The 21,400-nt window shown below is 57.9% G+C and carries 21 protein-coding genes and 1 pseudogene; 15 read left to right on the forward strand and 7 right to left on the reverse strand.

The window, feature by feature from the left end; translation table 11 throughout:
* A partial coding sequence (locus AN476_RS23245) for a hypothetical protein (RefSeq protein WP_216598389.1) occupies nucleotides 1-321 on the forward strand: 321 nt, incomplete at its 5' end.
* 438 nt (nucleotides 322-759) lie between these two features.
* On the opposite strand, the pseudogene AN476_RS23580 reads toward AN476_RS23245, so the two are convergent.
* Nucleotides 760-1,038: pseudogene (locus AN476_RS23580) on the reverse strand (type IV secretion system protein VirB3).
* A gap of 6 nt (nucleotides 1,039-1,044) precedes the next feature.
* Nucleotides 1,045-1,299 carry a TrbC/VirB2 family protein gene (locus AN476_RS15805; RefSeq protein WP_054462569.1) on the reverse strand — a complete coding sequence of 85 codons (255 nt, stop codon included), beginning with the start codon at nucleotides 1,297-1,299 and terminating at the stop codon, nucleotides 1,045-1,047.
* A gap of 615 nt (nucleotides 1,300-1,914) precedes the next feature.
* Here AN476_RS15805 and AN476_RS15810 point away from each other — a divergent pair.
* The 7 genes from AN476_RS15810 (at nucleotide 1,915) to preA (ending at nucleotide 8,664) form a co-directional block, all read left to right on the forward strand.
* Nucleotides 1,915-2,523 (forward strand): TetR/AcrR family transcriptional regulator, encoded by a 609-nt coding sequence (locus tag AN476_RS15810; RefSeq protein WP_054462570.1) that lies wholly within the window; start codon nucleotides 1,915-1,917, stop codon nucleotides 2,521-2,523.
* A gap of 5 nt (nucleotides 2,524-2,528) precedes the next feature.
* Nucleotides 2,529-2,792, forward strand: a complete 264-nt coding sequence (locus AN476_RS15815; protein ID WP_157063779.1) for a hypothetical protein — start codon at nucleotides 2,529-2,531, stop codon at nucleotides 2,790-2,792.
* Between the two features lie 8 nt (nucleotides 2,793-2,800).
* On the forward strand, nucleotides 2,801-3,979 hold the full coding sequence (locus AN476_RS15820; RefSeq protein WP_054462572.1) for an aromatic ring-hydroxylating dioxygenase subunit alpha: 1,179 nt from the start codon (nucleotides 2,801-2,803) through the stop codon (nucleotides 3,977-3,979).
* On the forward strand, nucleotides 3,972-5,027 hold the full coding sequence (locus AN476_RS15825) for a ferredoxin--NADP reductase (RefSeq protein WP_054462573.1): 1,056 nt from the start codon (nucleotides 3,972-3,974) through the stop codon (nucleotides 5,025-5,027). The genes AN476_RS15820 and AN476_RS15825 overlap by 8 nt, the downstream gene beginning before the upstream one ends.
* Nucleotides 5,028-5,203: 176 nt before the next feature.
* Complete coding sequence (locus AN476_RS15830; protein WP_054462574.1) at nucleotides 5,204-5,602, forward strand: RidA family protein; 399 nt, start codon at nucleotides 5,204-5,206, stop codon at nucleotides 5,600-5,602.
* 364 nt (nucleotides 5,603-5,966) lie between these two features.
* Nucleotides 5,967-7,301, forward strand: coding sequence for an NAD(P)-dependent oxidoreductase (locus AN476_RS15835; RefSeq protein WP_054462575.1), 1,335 nt, complete (start codon nucleotides 5,967-5,969; stop codon nucleotides 7,299-7,301).
* Nucleotides 7,302-7,359: 58 nt separating this feature from the next.
* Nucleotides 7,360-8,664 (forward strand): NAD-dependent dihydropyrimidine dehydrogenase subunit PreA, encoded by a 1,305-nt coding sequence (preA, locus tag AN476_RS15840; RefSeq protein WP_054462576.1) that lies wholly within the window; start codon nucleotides 7,360-7,362, stop codon nucleotides 8,662-8,664.
* A 120-nt stretch (nucleotides 8,665-8,784) separates the two neighbouring features.
* Here preA and AN476_RS15845 read toward each other — a convergent pair whose 3' ends face one another.
* A complete protein-coding gene (locus tag AN476_RS15845) occupies nucleotides 8,785-9,399 on the reverse strand; it encodes a TetR family transcriptional regulator C-terminal domain-containing protein (protein WP_054462648.1) in 615 nt (204 codons plus the stop codon).
* Between the two features lie 255 nt (nucleotides 9,400-9,654).
* Between AN476_RS15845 and AN476_RS15850 the strand changes: the two genes are divergently transcribed.
* The 7 genes from AN476_RS15850 to AN476_RS15880 all read left to right on the forward strand — a co-directional run bounded on the left by AN476_RS15850 (nucleotide 9,655) and on the right by AN476_RS15880 (nucleotide 16,802).
* On the forward strand, nucleotides 9,655-10,905 hold the full coding sequence (locus AN476_RS15850) for a Zn-dependent hydrolase (protein ID WP_054462577.1): 1,251 nt from the start codon (nucleotides 9,655-9,657) through the stop codon (nucleotides 10,903-10,905).
* A gap of 192 nt (nucleotides 10,906-11,097) precedes the next feature.
* Nucleotides 11,098-12,552, forward strand: coding sequence for a dihydropyrimidinase (gene hydA / locus AN476_RS15855; RefSeq protein WP_054462578.1), 1,455 nt, complete (start codon nucleotides 11,098-11,100; stop codon nucleotides 12,550-12,552).
* 83 nt (nucleotides 12,553-12,635) lie between these two features.
* Nucleotides 12,636-13,457, forward strand: coding sequence for an ABC transporter ATP-binding protein (locus AN476_RS15860; protein ID WP_054462579.1), 822 nt, complete (start codon nucleotides 12,636-12,638; stop codon nucleotides 13,455-13,457).
* A complete protein-coding gene (locus AN476_RS15865) occupies nucleotides 13,450-13,710 on the forward strand; it encodes a hypothetical protein (protein ID WP_054462580.1) in 261 nt (86 codons plus the stop codon). Before AN476_RS15860 ends, AN476_RS15865 begins: the two co-directional genes overlap by 8 nt.
* Nucleotides 13,707-14,624, forward strand: a complete 918-nt coding sequence (locus tag AN476_RS15870; RefSeq protein WP_054462581.1) for an ABC transporter permease — start codon at nucleotides 13,707-13,709, stop codon at nucleotides 14,622-14,624. The genes AN476_RS15865 and AN476_RS15870 overlap by 4 nt, the downstream gene beginning before the upstream one ends.
* Before the next feature lie 124 nt (nucleotides 14,625-14,748).
* Nucleotides 14,749-15,594, forward strand: coding sequence for an ABC transporter permease (locus AN476_RS15875; RefSeq protein WP_054462582.1), 846 nt, complete (start codon nucleotides 14,749-14,751; stop codon nucleotides 15,592-15,594).
* A gap of 221 nt (nucleotides 15,595-15,815) precedes the next feature.
* Nucleotides 15,816-16,802, forward strand: a complete 987-nt coding sequence (locus AN476_RS15880; protein ID WP_054462583.1) for an ABC transporter substrate-binding protein — start codon at nucleotides 15,816-15,818, stop codon at nucleotides 16,800-16,802.
* A gap of 102 nt (nucleotides 16,803-16,904) precedes the next feature.
* On the opposite strand, the gene AN476_RS15885 is transcribed toward AN476_RS15880, so the two are convergent.
* The 4 genes from AN476_RS15885 to AN476_RS15900 all read right to left on the reverse strand — a co-directional run bounded on the left by AN476_RS15885 (nucleotide 16,905) and on the right by AN476_RS15900 (nucleotide 21,318).
* Nucleotides 16,905-17,405, reverse strand: coding sequence for a flavin reductase family protein (locus AN476_RS15885; protein ID WP_054462584.1), 501 nt, complete (start codon nucleotides 17,403-17,405; stop codon nucleotides 16,905-16,907).
* Between the two features lie 13 nt (nucleotides 17,406-17,418).
* Nucleotides 17,419-18,873: a 3'-5' exonuclease gene (locus tag AN476_RS15890; RefSeq protein WP_054462585.1), complete on the reverse strand. Its 1,455-nt coding sequence runs from the start codon at nucleotides 18,871-18,873 to the stop codon at nucleotides 17,419-17,421.
* Between the two features lie 3 nt (nucleotides 18,874-18,876).
* Nucleotides 18,877-19,395, reverse strand: coding sequence for a hypothetical protein (locus AN476_RS15895; protein ID WP_054462586.1), 519 nt, complete (start codon nucleotides 19,393-19,395; stop codon nucleotides 18,877-18,879).
* A gap of 99 nt (nucleotides 19,396-19,494) precedes the next feature.
* The gene (locus AN476_RS15900; protein WP_054462587.1) at nucleotides 19,495-21,318 is read right to left on the reverse strand and encodes a DUF294 nucleotidyltransferase-like domain-containing protein; all 1,824 of its coding nucleotides are present in this window, start codon (nucleotides 21,316-21,318) and stop codon (nucleotides 19,495-19,497) included.
* Nucleotides 21,319-21,400: the final 82 nt, after the last annotated feature.

Raw genomic sequence — 21,400 nt, forward strand, 5'->3', positions numbered from 1 at the left:
GTTATCGGGCCTGGTTGGTCTATAATTCTGGATCAGTTTCTGCGGAGCGTTGAAGCAGATCCAGAATTTGCAAAGTCGCCCCCAGGACACCTGCAGATCTCTGATGTCAAAACCACGCGTGTTGGCGAGGCATCCATCGGCTGGCATTGGTATTTCGACTGGGTTGAGCCCTATGTCGAGCGGCTAGAAAACCTCTCGGCCATCACCTGCTGCCTCTGCGGACACCAGGGAGACATTGTGCGGCAGGGGAAACGTTCTGAGCCTTTTTGCGGTTACTGCCATGTGCAGGACAGACAAACTGATGGCTATGGGTCGAAATAGAACACAAACGCCCCATGGGGGGCCTTTCCCATGATGGACTGAAGCGATGGCGTCGGCCATAGAAGCCGTAGATTGCATGATCACAAAGACGACAGAGGGAAGAGCCCTGGTGGTGGCCCGCTATGATCGCCAGATGGGCATCAAATACAGCTATTTGGACCCATAGGCGCTGACGTCAAACACCTTCAAGCGCAAATACGGTTTCCACCTGGGGCGGACCCTCCGCATTTGCGCTTGATCCTGATCCTTGGCCCCTGATCCCCTAATTTTTCATCGAAATAGAGAACAAAAAGGACCTCAGCAATGACTAGCCGGATGCATTGGAACAATTCGTTGCCGCGCGTGCGGACTGTCACGTCATCCACTAGCGATACATAGGGCAGCATGCTGGCCATTGGGCGTTCCCGACGGGCCCAATCGGGCAGGGAGGTCGTCTCATCACGGGGCATAGCTGCTCCCTCTATGGATATTGCGATTGGATGTTGGCGGCGTTTCCTGAACGGTGACCAAAACCGCCTCTAGAAAGGCTGGATCCCAATCTGCCGCTTTCCAAAGAGCCGGATAGGCGAGGCCTGCAAGAATGATGACAGGCCAGCTTTGCAGTCACAAAAACACCAGCACAGATCCGAAGAGCCAGACCATTGCGTACATGATCGGCAAGCCGATGAGCTTCGGCGGGTGGATCAAGCTAAGGAAGGGAAGGGTTGGTACGGTCATTGTGTGTCACGTACTCCAGATGGCGGCGACAATGGTGGGTGCGGTTGCGATGCCAGCGATGGCCAGGAGCACCCAAAGCGCTTGGCGACAATCCAGAATGCCAGAGAGCCAGGACAGGAACACGCCGATCAGGGCCAGCGTGTCGATCACGATTCCCAAGGGGGCGGTGATCGTGTCGACGATGCCTTGCAGCAAGTTCTTTACTGATGAGAGATCAATGCTTTGCGTCAGCGCTGGATTTGCCAGCATGATGCCAACCATGCATTCTCAAGCCAACCTTCGATTTACAGGGTAGCACGTCTAGTCGGTTCTAAAGGCGTTTAGTAGTCAAGAAAGCCAGTATAGGTACATCTAAGCGACAATGCAGAACATGTATCAAAGAAGCCCTGGGCATGACCTAAGGCCAAAGGCGCCAGCCTCTGGTTGGCGCGACTTGAAATCCTATCTCCGCTCCTGCTGTTTGTCTGGGCAGATGGGGCGGAGACCATACATTCCCGATCCATTGCGGGGGTGGGCCTTGCATGCGCAGGGCCATAGCCCAGGAGCCTTTTACACCTGCCTTTGAGTGTTCGCCCCAGCGGGGCAAGCGCCCTTGGGGCGAGGGTTTCATTGTACCTGGGAAATTGCACCCAGGTGGTGGCGCATATTTTGCTCTCTCTCTCTCTCTCGAGGGTTTCTCAAAACGTTCTCCAAAATCTTGATCCGCGTGATGGCACCGGTGTCTCGCTATGTCCTGCATGGCGGCGTTCCAGTGCTTTCTTTACGGCAGCCCCTTGGCTAAGAGCCGGATGGATGGGGCGGACAGAGGTTTGCTGTCACTATTGACAAAATACCGAGAGGGGTTATTTGTCATAAGTGACAATAAATGGAGTCGCCATGCCCCGCCCCAGCCTGAAGGATCAAAGATCGGAACAAATTCTGGATGCCTACCTGACCTGTGTCGCCCGCTATGGTCTGGACGGAGCCACCCAGGAACGCATTGCCACGCAGGCCGGTGTCAAACGCCCGCTGTTGCGCCACTACCTTGGCAATAAGGATGAGATGATTGCGGCTCTGGCCACCCATGTGGTTGCAGAATATGCGGCTTTGACGGCATTTGTGCAGGGCGAGCTCACCGCTGTGGAAACCCCCCAAGATCTGGTTGCCTATCTCTATCAGGAGGATCCGGCAAGTGATCCGCGCCTCATGCTGGCCTGGCAGGCGCTGACCGTGGCTGTGGCCGATTACCCCGACATGCGAGAGCCTCTGCTGGACAGTCTGGCGCAGTTTGTCGACACCATCGCCGCCACCCTGAACCGGGTTGCGCCGCAGGCCGGGCTGGCGCGTATTCGGGCTGTCACCCAGGGGATTGTCGCGCCCTATGTGACGCTGGATTCCATCTCGCCTTTGAACCCGCCGGAAAACTGGCGTGCCGAGATGAGGCACGCCGCCCTGATTTTGGCCGCTAGCCTGACATCAGATGTAACGCCGGAACAAATTGGATGAGTGAAATGAGTAAGACACGTGTGGTCAACTACCTGGCCCTGCCAGTGCTACTGTTGGCGGCCTTGCTGCAAGCCTATTGGTTGTGGGGGCTCTTGTTCCTGTGGTGGACCGTGCCTTCAGTCTTGGCAGGTCAGACCGCACTGGTCTTTGACGTTAAACGCGCCGAAGACCCCATTTTGTTTTGGGCTGTGGTGATCCTCTGGGCTTTGTTTGGCCTGATGATGGTGGCTGCCAGCCTGTTTCCCCAATATGCCCTTTGGCTGGTCTGAGGTTCAAGATGTCCAAAATGTATCACCATTTGCCCGTTGAAGCCTATACCACGCAGGATTGGTTCGACCGGGAACAACGCCTCATTTTTTCCCGCAGTTGGCGCTATGCCGGGCTGGCAGAGGATCTGCCTGAACCCGGTCACTATCTGTCGGTTCAGGCGGGGGTGAACAATATCTTTATTGTCATGGGGCGTGACCACCGGCTGCGGGCCTTTCACAATATCTGTCGCCATCGCGGCACTCAGCTGATCCGGGCGGTTGGCAAGACGCAAAAGGCGCTGACCTGCCCCTATCATGACTGGACCTATGATCTGGAAGGCAACCTGATCTCGGTCCCCGATGAGGAGACCGAATACCCAGGCGGATTGGACAAGTCCTGTCTGGGGCTGAAGCCTGCCAGCGTCGATATCTGGCGCGGCATGCTTTTTGTTCATCCTGAACCCGATGCGCCTTCGCTGGTGGAATGGTTTGGCGCGGTGGAGCCGCTGCTGGGACCGCATGACCCTGCCAAGCTGGTGGAATACCCCGAGGCTCGGCAGAGCTATGAGATCAAGGCCAACTGGAAGATAGTGGTGGAAAACTATATCGACGTCTACCACCTGAGCCACCTGCATTCGAACACGCTGCATATGTATGATCATGCCCGGGCTGAATACGGCTGGAAGGGGCCGCACTATCACTTCTGGGAGCCCCCTGCGCCGGGATATGCTAAGGATCTGGAACAAAACCTGCCGAGCCCTCGGGTGATCCCAAAGCCGCATGTCGGCGCCTGGGTGCCCATGTTGTTTCCAGGCACCGGGATCGGGGCCAGCGAAGACAGTTGGAACATCTTTATCCTAACGCCGCTTGGCCCCGAGCTCACCCGGGTTGAGAACCGCACCAAGCTGGCCGATGCCTCTGCTTGGGAATTCAGCAAGCAGGAATGGCTCAGCTCCGGGTTCTGGAAGAGCTTTGGCGGGCCAAAATACAGCGGCGAAGATGTTGCGGGGAAAGAGGATCCGATGGCCTCGGGGGATTTCACCGCGGAGGATGTCTATGCCTGCGAACAGCAGCAAAAATCCCTGGCCAGCCCCTATCTGGAAATCGGCCCTGCCGCCACAGGGGAAAGCCCTATCACCCGCCATCAGCGGGCGGTTTTGGACTTTATGGATCTGCAGGCCCGACAAATGGGGGCAGGTGATGTTTGAATTTCACAGTTTGAGGGTTGCAGAGCTGAACGCTGAAATTGGTGGCGGGGCCACCAGCGTCACTTTTGAACTTCCCGCTGACCTGATCGACCGTTTTGCCTGGCATGCGGGGCAGCATGTGACCCTGCGTTTTGTCCTGGAAGCTCAGGAGCAGCGCCGCAGCTATACTGTGTCAAACCCACCGGGCGCGCCGTTGCGGATCACGGTAAAGCGCGAAAGCGGCGGGCTGGTCTCGAACCATATCGCCGATGCCCTGTCCGTAGGGGACCGGATCGAGGTGGCGCCGCCCATCGGCCGTTTTGCCCTGGAGCCGCGGCGCCATGCACGCCGGACCCATTACTTCTTTGGCGCCGGCAGTGGCATCACGCCGCTCTTTGCAATGGTCCAGGCTGTCCTGACGGATGAACCCGAATCTGTGGCCCATCTGATCTTTGGCAATCGCTCCGCCGACACCATCTTGTTTCGCAAAGAGCTGGATCAATTGGTGACGCAACACCCCGACCGGTTCACCCTGCGCCACGCGCTCTCTGCCGCCTCGCTTTGGAGCTGGTTTTCGCCCTGGCGACAGGGCCACGTGGATGCGCAGGCGGTCAAGGCCGCCATCACGCAAACGCCGCCTGTTGCCCAGGATGTGCAGTACTGGATCTGCGGTCCGGGGGCGATGAACCGAGATCTGTCATCCGGCCTGAATGATCTGGATGTGCCCGCAGATCGTATCCACATGGAAAGCTTTGGCGCGGCTCAGCCCGCCGATGATGGGGTGCAGGGATGCGCTGCAAGCGCTGTCATCCGATTGCAGGACGGGCAGCACGAGATCTCGGTGCAAGAGGGGCAAAACCTGTTGGCTGCGATCCGCGCCAATGGATTGACGGTGCCGTTTAGCTGCCAATCAGGGGTCTGTGGCGCATGTCGCGCCCAACTGGCCGATGGCGCGGTGCATATGCGCAGCCACATGGCGCTGGCGGAGGGGGATATTGCCGCGGGTCATATTCTGACCTGTCAAAGTCTTGCGCAGACCAAACGGCTGACGCTGGACTTCCGGTCCTGACTTCCTGCCTGGGTTTTCTTGGGGCGATGCTTCTGCGACAGGCGGCCTTGCCCAAAGAGATTTTACTTCAGGGTTATAAATTTTAAGCTTGAAATATATCCAATCTGCCTGATATGACAGCATAAGCTGCAGAAGCGATCAGTTTGTAGATAGCAAGTGACCCAAAGGAGAGCCCTATGCCCGCCATTTCTGTACATCCCGAAGGATGGAAGCCGGCCAAGGGCTATGCCAATGGCATGGTTGCCGAGGGAAAGCTGCTGTTTGTTGGCGGCCAGATCGGCTGGAATGCAGATCAACGCTTTGAAGAACATGGCTTCATTGGTCAGATGAGCCAGGTTCTGCGCAACATTCTCGAAGTGGTCGAGACTGCAGGGGGCCAGGCGAGCGATATCACCCGGCTCACATGGTATGTGACCGACAAGGCGGAATATGTGGCGCATCAGGCCGAAGTGGGGGCCGCTTATCGTGCCGTCATGGGGTATCATTTTCCTGCGATGACCATGGTTGTTGTCTCGGCGCTGGTCGAGGATGAGGCCAAGATTGAGATCGAAGCTACGGCTGTCCTGCCCAGCTAAGCCGCCGATCAAAAATACCATGAGGATCAAAAGGCCGGGGGCAGAGCTCCGGCCTTTTTGCGTTGTCAACGCGGGCATGTCGGCTGCCAGGACAGGGGGAACGCCGGGCGGGGAGGGTGGTGAATTCTGCACTGCGGCGTAATAAATTTCCGCGCCTGTTGCGTGAAATTATCGGTCATGCGATTTGCAAGACCAAACGCCTAAGAAATGAGCTTGTTTAATAATTCAATTTTTTCAGTGCCCTATGGAGTTTTCATGTTTGGTTTCAGGAAAAAATTGCCATCTTAAAAATTTTACCAGTTGATAAAAAATCAAACTGTGGCACTCTTTGAGTCGAATAAGAACACAGTCAGGGAGACACCCAATGGCGAGTAGCCATCAGGCATCAGGGATTCAGACAGGGCGTTTGGCCGCTGCTGACATCGCCGACAATTTTGCGGATCTGCACCCCGCTTACGACGCACATGAAGCCGCAGTGGCCGCGGATCGTTGTTATTTCTGCTATGATGCGCCCTGCATGACAGCATGCCCTACCAGCATCGACATCCCGCAGTTCATCCGCGAGATCCAGGCAGGCCATCCGTCCTCGGCGGCGAAGACCATTCTGGACCAGAACATCCTGGGCGGCATGTGCGCACGGGTCTGTCCAACAGAAACGCTGTGTGAAGAGGCCTGCGTTCGGGAAGCTGCCGAAGGCAAGCCCGTCGAGATCGGGCGTCTACAGCGCTATGCCACTGATGTGGTGATGGACAAGGACGTGCACCCCTATAGCCGCGCCGCAAGCACCGGCAAAAAGGTTGCGGTTGTTGGCGCCGGCCCTGCCGGTCTGTCCGCAGCGCACCGACTGGCCATGCTGGGCCATGATGTTGTGGTTTTTGATGCCAAGTCAAAGGCCGGTGGTCTGAATGAATTTGGCATCGCCGCCTATAAATCCACAGAAAATTTTGCCGCACGCGAAGTGAACTGGCTGCTGAAAATCGGTGGTATCACCATGGACTACGGCAAAAAGCTGGGGGCTGAACTGTCACTGGACGGGCTGCAGGCGGAGTATGACGCGGTCTTTCTGTCGATCGGCCTGGCCGGGGTGAATGCCCTGCGCGCCGAGGGCGAGGACCTGGACGGTGTGCGTGACGCGGTGGACTTCATCGAAGACCTGCGCCAGGCTGATGATCTCGGCGCGTTGCCCGTTGGGCGCAATGTCGTGGTGATCGGTGGTGGCATGACGGCTGTGGATGCGGCTGTTCAGTCAAAGCTACTGGGCGCTGAGAACGTCACCATTGCCTATCGTCGTGGGCGTGACGCCATGGGCGCCAGCCGGTTCGAGCAGGATCTTGCGGCCTCCAAGGGCGTCAAGCTGATGTTCAATGTGATGCCCAAGGCCATCCACGGGGCCGGCGCGGCCTCAGAGATCGAACTGGAATACACCAGTGTCGAAGAGGGCCGGGTGCGCGGCACCGGTGAAACCACGCGCCTGTCGGCGGATCAGGTCTACAAGGCCATCGGCCAAAGCCTGGTCGGACAGCCTGAAGCGGTTGAGCTGGAGGGCGGCAAGATCATGGTCGATGCCACGGGGCGCACTTCGGTGGCCAATGTCTGGGCCGGGGGGGATTGCGCCTCTGGTGGCGAAGATCTCACCGTAACGGCCGTGGCTGAGGGCCGCGACGCTGCAATGGACATTCACGCGAGCCTGATGGGCTGAGCAAGCCGGGGCTCTTACTGGTTGAGAGCCCCAAGCGAGCATGAAAAGGAACAGACAAATGGCTGATCTGACAACAGAATTCTTAGGCATTAAATCCCCCAACCCGTTCTGGCTGGCCTCGGCGCCGCCAACGGACAAAGAATATAACGTACGTCGTGCCTTTGAGGCTGGCTGGGGTGGTGTGGTCTGGAAGACCCTGGGCTCCGAAGGCCCCCCTGTGGTCAACGTCAATGGTCCGCGCTATGGCGCGATCTTTGGGGCCGACCGTCGCCTGCTGGGGCTGAACAACATCGAGCTGATCACCGACCGTTCGCTGGAGATCAATCTCGAGGAAATCACCCGGGTGAAAAAGGACTATCCGGATCGTGCGGTGATCGTTTCGATCATGGTGCCCTGCGAGGAACAGGCCTGGAAGGACATCCTGCCCAAGGTCGAAGCCACCGGCGCAGACGGCATCGAGCTGAACTTTGGCTGTCCGCATGGTATGGCCGAACGTGGCATGGGTGCGGCTGTGGGGCAGGTGCCTGAATACATTCAAATGGTCACGGAATGGTGCAAAAAATATTACTCCAAGCCAGTGATCGTGAAGCTGACGCCAAACATCACCGACGTGCGTTTCCCAGCACGCGCGGCCAAAAATGGCGGTGGTGACGCGGTCAGCCTGATCAATACCATCAACTCGATTGTCTCGGTGGATCTGGACCAGATGGCGCCCGAGCCAACCGTTGGCGGCAAGGGGACCCATGGTGGCTATTGTGGTCCGGCGGTAAAGCCGATTGCCATGAACATGGTTGCGGAAATCGCTCGCTGCCCCGAGACACATGATCTGCCGATCTCTGCCATTGGTGGTGTCACCACCTGGAAAGATGCAGCCGAGTTCATGGCGCTCGGCGCCGGCAATGTGCAGGTCTGCACCGCGGCAATGACCTATGGCTTTAACGTTGTGAAAGAGATGATCTCAGGTCTCTCCAACTGGATGGATGAAAAGGGCTATACTTCAACCCAGGATTTCATCGGCATGGCGGTTCCCAATGTCACCGACTGGCAGTATCTGGATCTGAACTTTATCGCCAAGGCGAAGATCAACCAGGAAGACTGCATCAGCTGTGGCCGTTGCTTTGCTGCCTGCGAAGATACCTCGCACCAGGCCATCGAGATGAGCGCCGACCGGGTTTTCACTGTTAAGGATGATGAATGCGTGGCCTGTAACCTCTGCGTGAATGTTTGCCCGATCGAAGGCTGCATCACCATGGAAGAAGTGCCAGCCGGTCAAATTGATGAGCGCACCGGCAAGGTGGTTTCCGATGAATATGCCAACTGGACCACGCACCCCAACAACCCATCAGCCACTGCAGCTGAGTGAAGTTGGTCTTTTAATAGATTGTTAATAATAGCAAAAGGCAGCGCTTATGCGCTGCCTTTTTCTATTTCTTGGTGATCCTATGATTGCCTGCGCCTTGGAAGCCTTTTTGGTCAATCCCTATTAACTTTTGGGCGTAAGCATCCGACGATAAAAGGTTTCTAGGAACTCGGGTGCAGCATCGAAGGGATCCTCTGTTCCCATCAGCATGCGTACCTGAACATCAAAATCTGCATAGTGCTGGGTCAGGGCCCAGATCGAAAACATCAGGTGTTTTGGGTGGGTCTGGTTGATTTTTCCAGCTGCCATCCAGCTTTCGAGCACGGCGGATTTTTCCTCCAACAGATCCCGCAGATCCGTCGAAAGCGCCTCTAGCATCCGCGGGGCCCCCTGTACGATTTCATTGGCAAACAATCGGCTTTCGCGTGGCAAATCCCGGCTCATTTGCAGCTTGCGCTGCACATAGGCGAGGATCTCCTCCAGCGGCTCTCCCTCTGGATTGATTTCCCGCATCGGGTCCAGCCAGGTGTCCAGCAACTCCGACAAAAGGGCGGTGAACATCGCCTCTTTTGAGGGGAAGTAATAGAGCAGATTGGGCTTGGATAAACCTGCCTGGGTTGCAATTTGATCGACGGTTGCGCCGCGAAAACCATGGGCCGAAAAGACCTCAAGTGCGGCCTCCAAAATGGTGGCGCGATTCTTTTTCTGGATGCGGGTTGGTGATCGGTCCTTGGGCATTGTGGATAAGCGATCCTTGCTGGCCATTTGTGCGGGGCAATTGCCCGCAATTTGCGCGTTTCGCCCCTAATTTAAGGGGATTTGTGAGTCAATATGACTCAATTTCTTGACTGGTGCGGAACCCGTGATAGCGTGAGTTTGACCAGTTGGTCAAATCCAGCTCCCTGGATCCAGACCAACGCTTCAAAGCCACCAATTGGTGCCAAGCCAAGAATAACCCGCAAGATCAGCGGGGGGAACAGGAAGGAAGCTGCGATGACGTCTTTGGGACAGAATCTAAAAATCAACGGCGATCGGCTCTGGGAGAGCCTGATGGAGATGGCCAAGATTGGCCCCGGTGTCGCAGGGGGCAACAACCGCCAGACTTTGACCGATGAAGACGCCGAGGGGCGCGCCCTGTTTCAGAAATGGTGCGAAGAGGCCGGTTGCACCATGGGCTTGGATCAGATGGGCAATATGTTTGCCCGGCGCGAAGGCACCGATCCGGAGGCGCTGCCGGTCTATGTGGGCTCGCATCTGGACACCCAGCCCACGGGTGGCAAGTACGACGGGGTGCTTGGGGTTTTGGCCGGGCTTGAGCTGATCCGCTCTCTGAATGATTTGGGGATCAAGACCAAACACCCCATTGTGGCGACCAATTTCACCAATGAAGAAGGCACGCGCTATGCGCCGGCCATGCTCTCTTCGGGGGTTTTTGCAGGTATTCACACCCAGGACTGGGCCTATGAGATCGAGGATGCCGAGGGCAAGAAGTTTGGCGATGAACTGAAGCGCATTGGCTGGCGGGGTGACGAAGAGGTTGGCGCGCGCAAGATGCATGCCTTTTTTGAGCTGCATATTGAACAGGGGCCGATCCTGGAGGCCGAGGGTAAGGATATTGGCGTTGTTACCCATGGTCAGGGATTGAGCTGGACCCAGGTGACCATCACGGGAAAAGATGCCCATACCGGGTCGACCCCGATGCCGATGCGCCGAAATGCCGGGTTGGCTATGGCGCGGGTTTTGCAGGCCGTGGACGAAATAGCCTGGTCCCACGCCCCCAGTGCGGTTGGGGCTGCGGGCCATATCGATGTTTACCCCAACTCGCGCAATGTGATCCCCGGCAAGGTGGTCTTTACTGTCGATTTCCGCTCGCCCGAACTGGCGGTCATTCAGGATATGGAACAGCGTCTGCATGATGAGGGCTCTGCGATTGCCGAGGCGATGGGCGTTGAGATCGCATTTGAGAAGGTTGGCGGTTTTGATCCGGTGAAGTTTGACGAGACCTGTGTTACGGCTGTCCGCAGTGCGGCAGATCGTCTGGGGTATTCACATCTCGATATCATTTCCGGTGCCGGGCATGACGCCTGCTGGATCAACCGGGTTGCGCCAACGGCGATGATCATGTGCCCCTGTGTTGATGGGTTGAGCCATAATGAAGCGGAAGAGATCAGCAAGGACTGGGCGGAAGCCGGGGGCAATGTGTTGTTCCATGCGGTCGTTGAGACAGCCGAGATCGTGTCCTGACCCAACTGGGGGCGCTGCCCCCGCGGCCCTAAGGGGCCGCTCCCCCGGGATATTTTTGGCCAAATGAAACCAGGGTCGGCTGAAAAAACCAAGCCAAACCAGGGCCTTTTGAAGCCTGGGTCAAGTGAACAGGGAGCTGGTCCCAAAACCAGATAAGGGGTGCGTTCTGCGCCCGAGACAGGGAGTTTTACCATGAGCAAAGTTATCAAGAACGGGACGATCGTCACCGCGGATCTGACCTATAAATCGGATGTTTTGATTGAAAATGGCGTGATCACCGCGATTGGGCCGAACCTGAAAGGCGATGAGGAGCTCGATGCCACCGGCTGCTACGTCATGCCGGGCGGGATTGATCCGCATACCCATCTGGAGATGCCCTTTATGGGGACCTATTCGACAGATGATTTTGAAAGCGGCACCCGTGCGGGTCTGGCGGGGGGCACCACCATGGTGGTGGATTTTGCGCTGCCCAATCCAGGGGAAAGCCTGCTGGATGCGCTGAAGCGCTGGGACAACAAATCAACCCGGGCCAATTGTGACTATTCCTTCCATATGGCGGTGACCTGGTGGGGCGAGCAGGTCTTTGACGATATGAAGACCGTGATCGAGACCCGTGGTATCAATACCTTCAAGCACTTCATGGCCTATAAGGGCGCTTTGATGGTCAATGATGATGAGATGTACTCTAGTTTTCAGCGTCTGGCGGAACTGGGTGGCATTGCCATGGTTCACGCGGAAAACGGCGATGTGGTTGCGGAACTGTCGGCCAAATTGCTGGCGGAGGGCAATACTGGCCCAGAGGCCCATGCCTATTCGCGGCCTCCCCAGGTGGAAGGCGAGGCCACCAATCGCGCCATCATGATTGCTGATATGGCCGGGGTGCCGCTCTATGTGGTGCATACCTCCTGTGAGGACAGCCACGAGGCTATTCGCCGCGCCCGGATGCAGGGCAAACGCGTCTGGGGCGAGCCGCTGATTCAGCATCTGACGCTGGATGAGAGCGAATATTTCAACCCGGATTGGGACCATGCGGCGCGCCGGGTTATGTCACCGCCCTTCCGCAACAAACAGCATCAGGACAGTCTTTGGGCTGGTTTGCAGTCGGGATCGCTCTCGGTGGTGGCAACGGATCACTGCGCCTTCTCGACAGAACAGAAACGGTATGGGGTAGGGGATTTCACTAAGATCCCCAACGGCACCGGCGGGTTGGAAGACCGGATGCCGATGCTTTGGACCCAAGGGGTTGCCACGGGGCGGATCACGCCAAATGAATTTGTCGCTGTGACCTCGACCAATATCGCCAAGATCCTGAACTGCTATCCTAAAAAGGGTGCGGTCCTGGTGGGAGCCGATGCGGATCTGGTGGTTTGGGATCCGGAAAAGTCCAAAACCATTGCCGCCAGCACCCAGCAATCGGCCATTGATTACAACGTCTTTGAAGGCCATGAGGTCAAAGGCCTGCCACGCTTTACCTTGACGCGGGGTCATGTGGCTGTACATGACGGCGAAATCCGCACCCAGGAAGGCCATGGCCGTTTTGTGGAACGCGAAGCCAATGCAACCGTGAACAAGGCGCTGTCGACCTGGAAAGAGCTGACGGCCCCACGTCCTGTGGAACGCTCTGGCATTCCTGCCACTGGCGTTTAAACATCGGTGTGACATCAAGGAGCAGGGCTGCGCCGGTGGAAACCCCGCGTGCGGCCCGCTCATAGTCTGAATAAGGCGAAGACATGAATACTCAAACGACTACCCAGGCCACGGCCCAATCCGGTGCCCCCGAGGCCGTCGTCGAAGCAAAAAATCTGGATCTGGTTTTTCCCACCAATGACGGGCCGGTGCAGGCGCTGAAGGATGTGAATCTCACCATCAATAAGGGGGATTTTGTTTCTTTCATCGGCCCATCGGGCTGTGGCAAGACCACTTTCCTGCGGGTGATGGCGGCGCTGGAGCATCCTACCGGTGGCTCGATCACGGTGAATGGCATGAGCCCGGATGAGGCCCGCAAGAAGCGCGCCTATGGCTATGTGTTTCAGGCGGCGGGGCTCTATCCCTGGCGGACCATTGCCAAGAATATCAAGCTGCCGCTGGAAATCATGGGCTATTCCAAGGCCGAGCAGGACAAACGGGTCGAGCAGGTGCTGGAACTGGTGGAGCTTGCGGGCTTTGGCGGCAAGTATCCCTGGCAGCTCTCAGGCGGCATGCAGCAGCGGGCCAGTATTGCCCGCGCCCTGGCCTTTGACGCGGATATCCTGTTGATGGATGAACCCTTTGGGGCCCTGGATGAGATCGTGCGCGATCACCTGAATGAGCAGCTGTTGAAGCTCTGGGCGCGCACCAATAAGACCATTGGCTTTGTGACCCACTCAATCCCGGAGGCGGTCTATCTGTCGACCAAGATCGTGGTGATGTCGCCGCGTCCCGGTCGGATCACCGATGTGATCGAGAGCACCCTGCCGCGCGAGCGCCCGCTGGATATTCGCGACAGCCAGGAGTTCATCGATATTGCCCACCGCGTGCGCGAGGGCCTGCGGGCAGGGCATGCCGATGATTGAGAACGCGAACCTGAGGGATGAAAAAAGAATTGTTCGGGCTTTTGTTGCGAAGCTAATTGGTTTCGTTTTGTTCTGGTCGATGCTCTTTTTTGTCTATTCCAACGTTCAATCGGCGAAGCTGGAACCCATTTGGAGCTTTGGTTCGCTGTTCTTTTTCGTGTCTATCCCGCTATTGGCGGTCGGTAGCCTCTATGTGGTGATAAGGCGATATGTTCTGGTTAGGCGCGTCGTTCAGAATGAGGGCGAACTATGAAAAGTTTTTTCGCTGTTCTTACTGTTCTCGCGGCCATTGTGGCCTTTTGGTATGCGGCCTGTGTGCCGATGAACATCAAAGGCGTGTTGGATGCAGCCGAGCGTGGTGGCGCTGAAGTCATGCCTGCGACCTCAAAAGTGCGGCGTGACATGGGGAGTTTTGGGCTGGTTGCTGGCAATACCTTTGCCATCGCGCAGACCTGGGAACAGGATCGTCCGCGCCTACCCGCGCCGCATCAGGTGATCTCTGAGCTGTGGAAGACCACAGTGATGAAGAAGGTCACCTCGAAACGCTCGCTGGTCTATCATGCACAGGTGACACTGAATGCGACCCTGCTGGGCTTTGTCATCGGTACGGGGCTGGGCATTTTGCTGGCCGTGGGGATCGTGCATTCAAAGGTCATGGATATGTCGGTGATGCCCTGGGCCATCGTCAGCCAGACCATCCCAATCATTGCGCTGGCGCCGATGATCATCGTGGTGCTTTACTCAATCGGGGTACAGGGGATCCTGCCCAAGGCGATTATTTCGGCTTATCTGAGCTTTTTCCCTGTGGTGGTTGGCATGGTGAAGGGGCTGCGCAGCCCCGATGCAATGCAGCTGGATCTGCTGAAGACCTATAGCGCCAATACCAGCCAGGGATTCTGGAAGCTGCGACTGCCGTCGTCGATGCCCTATCTCTTTACCTCACTGAAAATCGGGATTGCAGCGTCTTTGCTGGGGGCCATCGTTGGTGAGCTGCCGACGGGGGCGGTTGCCGGACTTGGCGCGCGTCTATTGGCTGGGAGCTATTATGGCCAGACGGTGCAGATCTGGTCGGCGCTGTTTGCGGCTGCCATCTTGGCGGGGCTATTGGTAGCGCTGTTGGAAGTCATTGAGAAAAATGTGCTGAAACGCATGGGGATGGCGTCATGATGCAACTGTATAAAGGGGGCGCTGCCCCCGCCGCAGACATGCGGCTCCCCCGGGATATTTTGGGCCAAATGAAATCCAGGTTCTGCCTGGATGCGAAGCTGGTATGCGCAGAGAGGGGCAACAGATGACGATGGTTTTGCTTGCCCTTGTGGTTTGGTGTTTTGGCTGGTGGCTGAACAGTCGTCTTGCCAATGGGCCAAAGGCGGGCACCCGTGCGGTGAAGCTGCTGGTGCCGGTGATTTTTGGCGTGACCGTTCTGGTGGTCTGGGAGCTGTTGGTGCGGGGGCTGGAGGTGTCGATTGTGATTCTGCCCGCGCCGAGCCTGATTGCGGAACGTTTTGCGTCCTCGCTGCCGATCCTGTGGAAGGATCTGTCGCAGACCTTTCTTAAGGGCGCCCTGTCTGGCTATGTGATGGGCTGTGGGGCCGCCTTACTGATGGCTGTAGCGGTGGATCGCAGTGATTTTCTGCGCCGTGGGTTGTTGCCGGTGGGCAATTTTGTGGCTGCCCTGCCGATTGTGGGGACTGCGCCAATTCTGGTGATGTGGTTTGGCTTTGATTGGCAATCCAAGGCGGCTGTGGTGGTGGTCATGGTGTTCTTTCCGATGCTGGTGAACACGGTGGCTGGCCTGCGTGAAACCTCTGCCATGCAGCGGGATCTGATGCAGACCTATGCGGCCAGCTATTGGCAGAGCTTTTTCAAACTGCGCCTGCCAGCGGCTTTGCCCTTTATCTTTAATGGCTTGAAAATTTCCACCACCCTGGCGCTGGTGGGAGCGATTGTGGCCGAGTTCTTTGGCTCCCCCACCGTGGGCATGGGCTTTCGGATTTCGACCAGCGTGGGGCAGCTGGCTCTGGATATGGTCTGGGCCGAGATTGTCATGGCGGCCTTGGCGGGGTCGTTTTTCTACGGGGCCATTGCCCTGATCGAGAAAAGCCTGACTTTCTGGCATCCCTCGCAACGGGGGTAACCAATTCCTCCAGCGCGTGGCTTGGTTGCGCGCTGGAGGCCCCCAGAGGGGCGCTCTGGGGAAGGGTCTGAAAGAGTGGTGAAAAATCAATCACAGACCCAAAATTAGCGCCCAATAGCTGCGCAAAGGCGCTGAATGCCTGATAAAAACGCAAGAAAAATATTTGATCGAAGGGTCAAATTCGCGCAAGCTTTTATCATAACCAACGGGAGAACGATCTCATGAAACACATTTTGACAGCCGCCGGTCTGGCGTTTGCATCTGTCGGCGCGGCCCAGGCTGCGGATGACGTGAAGCTGCAGCTGAAATGGGTGACACAGGCACAGTTCGCTGGCTACTATGTTGCACTGGACAAAGGCTTTTACGAGGCCGAGGATCTGAATGTCACCATCCTGCCGGGCGGCCCGGATATTGCCCCTACCCAGGTGATCGCAGGCGGCGGTGCTGATGTCACCGTTGAATGGATGCCGGCAGCTTTGGCCGCGCGCGAAAAGGGCCTGCCTTTGGTCAATATTGCCCAGCCATACAAGAGCTCGGGCATGCAGCTGACCTGCTGGAATGACACGGGTATTGCTTCCCCTGCCGACCTGGCCAACCGCACCCTGGGTGTGTGGTTCTTTGGCAATGAGTTTCCGTTCATGAGCTGGATGAGCAAGCTGGGTATTTCCACTGAAGCCAAGGGCGACAATGGCGTCGAAGTGCTGAAACAGGGCTTTAACGTTGATCCGCTGCTGCAGCGTCAGGCGGATTGTATTTCGACCATGACCTACAATGAATATTGGCAGGTGATCGATTCTGGTGTTTCCGAGGATGAGCTGATCACCTTCAAATATGAAGACCAGGGCGTCGCCACACTGGAAGATGGTCTTTATGTTCTTGAAGAGAACCTCGATGATCCGGCCTTTGTTGCCAAGATGGAACGTTTTGTGCGTGCCTCGATGCAGGGCTGGAAATACGCCGAAGAACACCCCGATGAAGCTGCCGAGATCATTCTGGAAAACGATGCCTCTGGTGCCCAGACCGAAGTCCACCAGCAGCGCATGATGCGGGAAGTGGCTAAACTGACCGCGGGCAGCAATGGCGCGCTTGACCCCGCCGACTACGAGCGCACGGTTCAGACCCTGCTCGAGGGCGGCTCTTCGCCAGTGATCACCAAGGCACCAGAAGGCGCCTGGACCCATGTCATCACGGACGCGGCTTTGAAGTAAGCCCGCCTTGCTCTTTTTGCCGGAGTTTCGGTGAAGGGGGCCGGAAAAATATGAACCCGCCGAACCATCTGGTTGGGCGGGTTTTTTATCTGGCTTTTGGGGTTAGATCTGTTCCAGAAAACCGCCAAATTGCCCGCGTTTGAAAACCAGCCCATTGCCCGGGCGCGTCTCGACTTCGCACACCTGACCCAGAATGATACTGTGATCCCCTGCCGGGTGGCTTTCATATTTCTGGCATTCGAACCGGGCGATATAACCGTCCAGAGCCGGGGTCCCTGCCGTGCTCTTGTGCCAGTTGCCCTCGCTGAAGCCCTCTGCGTTGCGGGCAAAGTGCTGCGCCAAGGTGAGCTGATCTTCGGCCAGTACATGAATGGCAAAGCGCTCGGCTGCGACAAAGGCGTCATGGCGCAGCGAGCTGCGGTCAGGACACCAGAGCAGGAGCGGCGGCTCGATCGAGACCGAGGTGAAGCTGTTGACCGTAATCGCCAGCGGGCCCTGTTGCGTCAGGGTGGTCACGACGGTGACCCCGGTGGCAAAACAGCCCAAAGCATCTCGGTAAGCCCGGACCGTATCGGTCCCGGGTGTAAAACGGGTTGATGGCATCGCGCGCCTCACATCAGGTCTTTTGGCCTGCCTGCCATGTGCCGCCGTGATTGTCCACCGGATTGAGGTCCTCTAGCAGCCGCCCATGGCGGCGGGTCTGCTCAATCACCTGTGCCAGGCTGTCAAAGCCACGCGCCTGCAACATCGGAATCATCTGCACCAGGGCGTTTGCAGTTGCATGGGCATCGCCCAGAGCAGTATGGCGCAGGGCAGGGGGGATGGTGATATCCAGCCGTTCACACAGGGCATCCAGCGTATGGGGAACCGAGGATCCAAACAGTACAGCACTCAGTAAAACAGTGTCCAGGATCGGATGGTCCCATTTCACCCCGGTTGCCTTGGCGTGACGGCGCAAGAAGGCCATGTCAAATGGCGCGTTATGGGCCACGATCACCGCATCCTTGGCAAAGAGGTGAAACTGGGCAGCTGCTTTGGTGATGACTGGGGCCCCCTGTACCATTGCATTGCTCACCCCGTGCACCCGGGTCGAGGCCTCGGGGATGGGCCGCTGCGGGTCGACCAGCGTATCAAACTGCTCTCCCTCGATCATGCGGCCGTTCAGCACCCTGACCGCGCCAATCTGGACGATCTCATCTTTATGCGGCAACAGTCCGGTGGTTTCGGTATCAAACACCGCAAAGCACAGATCTTTGAGGGGGCGGTCCGCAATATCCAGCAATGGGCGCTCGAGCAGCGCAAAGTCATAGATCAGGGGCCTGGCAGCGTCAGGAGCGATTCTGGCGACGGCGGCATCAAAAATCAGCACATAGCCTTCGCCCTGGCCCAGGGGTTTCAGGCTTACAGAATAGCTCTGCACCTCGTCCCGGCCGCAAACCTGCGCTTGGACCTCCTTGCCTGTCTTGTTCATCTGTTCATAGGCTGCCTGCAGCGCCACTCTGTCCAGATAGTCAAACATAGAGGCATTCAGCCGCGGATGGGCAATCTGCGCCAGAACATCGGCAGCCTGCGCATCATAGAGTACGATATGGTGATCCGAGCCCAGCATCACAGTGGCCACCGGCAGCTCGCTCAACAATGTGGTGAGCTGTCGTTTGTCCGCTTCCAGCCGGGCGGTTTCTTCTGCGATATTGCGGGCCGTGAGCAGAGTGCTGTCGCCCAGCTGGCCTGCCAGCCCGGCGGCGGCCGGCGCCAGATCCCCCAGATAGCGCGCGGTTTTGGCGTCAATCCCGCGCGAGACCCCGCCATGGGCGCGCAGCCGCATTTCCGCCGCGAGCACCTCGATCGGCTTGGCAACATTTTCGTCAAACAACAGCCAGATACCGGCACATAGCCCCAATATGGCAAAGGTTCCCATGAGGCCGGCAAAGACAAAAGGATCGAGCAATGCAGGGGTCGCCGCCCGTTGATAGCTAAGCCAAAGACTGCCCAGGCTAACGGCAATTGCGCCCAGGGCGAGAAGGCAGAAAAACAGGAAAATCCGCAGACGCAGGCTCAGATGGGTCAACATGGATCAGCCTCCACAGAGGGTTGTCAACAGTGGATCCTGGGCCGGGGGGGAGATCCAGTTTGCGCCGCTGACAGCCCCGTCCTGGGCAAAACGGGTGTCAGTTTCGACCACCGCCCGCCGCCAGTCGGCGCAGTCCGCCATAATGCTCAACTGGCTGATCGGCGCCCAGCGACCAAAAAAGAACACCTCGGCCAGATGCCGGTGGGGCTGCTTGGGATGGCTACGGGCGGTGGCCATATCCACCGCGACAAAGCGCTCGCGCAGCGGCACGACATAGGTCCAAGGGCGATAGAGCTTGCGGCTCTCCACCACCTCGGCCACCACCAGCCCTTCGGGCAGATTGGCTGCGGTGCGGCTGTACCAGCTGTACTCTGAGGCAATCGTGACGCCGATCATCGCCAGGCCCGCCGCCACGGGCGCCAGCCAGCGCGGCAGGCGAGAACCAGTGGCGCTGTTGAGGAGCATCACCACCCCGGCAACAGCAAAACCAGCAAAAATCACAGCGATCAGTTCCAGAAACATCTTTCCCCCAAGACTGCCCGGATGTTGTGTCACCCTAGGCCTATCATCTTTCCAAAAATATTCCCGCCGGAGGCTTCGACATAAGCCCCAAGCGATATGTTATCCCAACATGCCCTTACCGTGCCCCAGCGCCGATTGCATGGTTTTTACCACGACAAAGGCGTCGCGCAGATGACTTCGCTCAAAGTCGGACAAATCTGACGGCGCCAAGTAATTGTCTGGCGCCTGTCCCTGGCGCACCAGATCCGCCTGATGCTCCAGCCGGGTCTGTGCAATCAGGTCATAGGCATCCAGCAGGTCGCGGGCGCCGCTGCTGCTGATCACCCCCAAGGCGGCGCCAGCTTCCAGCCGGGCGCGGGTGTTCACCGCCGCAATCTTGCCCTGCAGCGCATAGATCCGACCCAGATCGGTGACCGGCACCACGCCATTGTGCTTCATATCCAGGGTGTTGCGATGCTCGCCTGAGCGAATGGTGGCAAAGCCACGCAGCAGCCCCAGGGGCGGGGTATGCTTCAGCGCGTTCGAGGTCATATGGGCGACAAAAATCGAATTGGCACAGGCCGAGGCCAGAACGCTTGCCTGCAGGCCATCAAACAGCCCCTTGTCGCCGCCAATGGCGCGCAGATCAAACATCACCGAGGCCAGCATCTGCGCCTCGGGGCCCGGTTTGGTGATCCAGCCACCAAAATAATCCCGCCAGACGCGTAGGGGCTGCCGCCAACGTAGATTGGTCGCCATCATCTCGCCGGGGCAAAAGACATAGCCACAGGTATTCAGCCCATCACAGACAAATTCCGCGAGGGCTGCAAAATAGGCATCATGCGCCTCAGTTGCGTCATCTGACAGGATCAGACAGTTATCCTGATCCGACACACCGGTCTGCTCCTGGCGACCCTGGCTGCCACAGGCCAACCAGAGATAGGGCACAGGAGCGGGCCCTAGCTGTTCTTCGGCCAGGGTGAGCAGGCGCCGGGTGGCGGTATCGGCGATATCGGTGATCAGCCGGGTCACCACTTCGTGCCGGTTGCCGCCCGCCACCAGCTGCACCAGGAGGCGCGGAATTTCGGCGGTGACCGCTGCCATCTCTGCGGCACCGCCTGCGCGGGCGATACTGGAGACCAGCTCGGCTGAGCTGACGGCCTGAAACCGGGTGAGGTCGGTCTGGGTGATGATGCCAACCAGCTGATGGTTCTGGACCACCGGGATATGACCGATGTGATGCTCCATCATCGCATGCAGCACATCCGAGCCAATCGCCGAGGGCGGCAGGCTGCGGGGATTTTTGGTCATGATCTGCGACACGGGGGTGGAGAAGGGCAGGCCCTCGGCCAGCAGTTTCTCTGTCAGATCGCGGGTGGTCAGGATCCCCAATAGGCTGTCGCTCTCAGTGATGCAGACGCAGGAGATATGATGTTGGCGCATCAGCTGCGCTGCCCCCTGACAGGTCAGGCCCGGAGAACAGGTCACGGGCGGCGCTGCCATGAAGCTTTCGGCGCGGGTGGTGGTGAGCCCATTCTGGATCGGCGCATCGGGCCGACGGCGGTCAAAGAAACGGGTGACCGCAGGTTCGGCCTGCATCAGGTTATCAAAATCCACCCGTGGCAGAAGCAGCAAAACGGTTGCCATCCCGGCCCGTGCTGAGGTCACAGCCCGGCCACTGCGGGTCAATCCCCGTTCTCCAAAGGAATTGCGCGGCCCCAGGATCGAGATGGTCATGCCATTTTCATCAAAAACCTCGACTTCTCCGTGGTGTACCAGATAGAGCCCGGCTAGATCGGTGCCCAGCTCATAGATGGTTTCGCCGGGTTTGACCGATAGGACCTGAAACTTGGGCGCCAGATCCCGCAACTTGCTCAGCTCGAGACTGTCATAGGGATGAACAGAGGTCAGAAAGCGGATCAGATCTGTCTCGGAAATCGGCATCACGGCTCCTATGTGTAAAATGACAAGCTTGGGAGAAAGGGGATGCCCGCCCGGGCAGGAACCGGGGCGGGCACGAGGATAA

It is taken from the genome of Phaeobacter sp. 11ANDIMAR09, assembly GCF_001294455.1.
Lineage (GTDB): Bacteria > Pseudomonadota > Alphaproteobacteria > Rhodobacterales > Rhodobacteraceae > Pseudophaeobacter.

What these genes read in the sequence shown, in the direction of transcription:
- AN476_RS15810 (WP_054462570.1), top strand. Translation starts at nt 1,915, where the DNA reads ATGCCCCGCCCCAGCCTGAAGGATCAAAGATCGGAACAAATTCTGGAT.
- AN476_RS15850 (WP_054462577.1), top strand. Translation starts at nt 9,655, where the DNA reads ATGACGTCTTTGGGACAGAATCTAAAAATCAACGGCGATCGGCTCTGG.
- AN476_RS15870 (WP_054462581.1), top strand. Translation starts at nt 13,707, where the DNA reads ATGAAAAGTTTTTTCGCTGTTCTTACTGTTCTCGCGGCCATTGTGGCC.
- AN476_RS15845 (WP_054462648.1), bottom strand. Translation starts at nt 9,399, where the DNA reads ATGCCCAAGGACCGATCACCAACCCGCATCCAGAAAAAGAATCGCGCC.
- AN476_RS15835 (WP_054462575.1), top strand. Translation starts at nt 5,967, where the DNA reads ATGGCGAGTAGCCATCAGGCATCAGGGATTCAGACAGGGCGTTTGGCC.
- AN476_RS15815 (WP_157063779.1), top strand. Translation starts at nt 2,529, where the DNA reads ATGAGTAAGACACGTGTGGTCAACTACCTGGCCCTGCCAGTGCTACTG.
- AN476_RS15820 (WP_054462572.1), top strand. Translation starts at nt 2,801, where the DNA reads ATGTCCAAAATGTATCACCATTTGCCCGTTGAAGCCTATACCACGCAG.
- preA (WP_054462576.1), top strand. Translation starts at nt 7,360, where the DNA reads ATGGCTGATCTGACAACAGAATTCTTAGGCATTAAATCCCCCAACCCG.
- AN476_RS15825 (WP_054462573.1), top strand. Translation starts at nt 3,972, where the DNA reads ATGTTTGAATTTCACAGTTTGAGGGTTGCAGAGCTGAACGCTGAAATT.
- AN476_RS15860 (WP_054462579.1), top strand. Translation starts at nt 12,636, where the DNA reads ATGAATACTCAAACGACTACCCAGGCCACGGCCCAATCCGGTGCCCCC.
- AN476_RS15875 (WP_054462582.1), top strand. Translation starts at nt 14,749, where the DNA reads ATGACGATGGTTTTGCTTGCCCTTGTGGTTTGGTGTTTTGGCTGGTGG.
- AN476_RS15880 (WP_054462583.1), top strand. Translation starts at nt 15,816, where the DNA reads ATGAAACACATTTTGACAGCCGCCGGTCTGGCGTTTGCATCTGTCGGC.
- AN476_RS15890 (WP_054462585.1), bottom strand. Translation starts at nt 18,873, where the DNA reads ATGTTGACCCATCTGAGCCTGCGTCTGCGGATTTTCCTGTTTTTCTGC.
- AN476_RS15805 (WP_054462569.1), bottom strand. Translation starts at nt 1,299, where the DNA reads ATGGTTGGCATCATGCTGGCAAATCCAGCGCTGACGCAAAGCATTGAT.
- AN476_RS15865 (WP_054462580.1), top strand. Translation starts at nt 13,450, where the DNA reads ATGATTGAGAACGCGAACCTGAGGGATGAAAAAAGAATTGTTCGGGCT.
- AN476_RS15900 (WP_054462587.1), bottom strand. Translation starts at nt 21,318, where the DNA reads ATGCCGATTTCCGAGACAGATCTGATCCGCTTTCTGACCTCTGTTCAT.
- AN476_RS15885 (WP_054462584.1), bottom strand. Translation starts at nt 17,405, where the DNA reads ATGCCATCAACCCGTTTTACACCCGGGACCGATACGGTCCGGGCTTAC.
- hydA (WP_054462578.1), top strand. Translation starts at nt 11,098, where the DNA reads ATGAGCAAAGTTATCAAGAACGGGACGATCGTCACCGCGGATCTGACC.
- AN476_RS15830 (WP_054462574.1), top strand. Translation starts at nt 5,204, where the DNA reads ATGCCCGCCATTTCTGTACATCCCGAAGGATGGAAGCCGGCCAAGGGC.
- AN476_RS15895 (WP_054462586.1), bottom strand. Translation starts at nt 19,395, where the DNA reads ATGTTTCTGGAACTGATCGCTGTGATTTTTGCTGGTTTTGCTGTTGCC.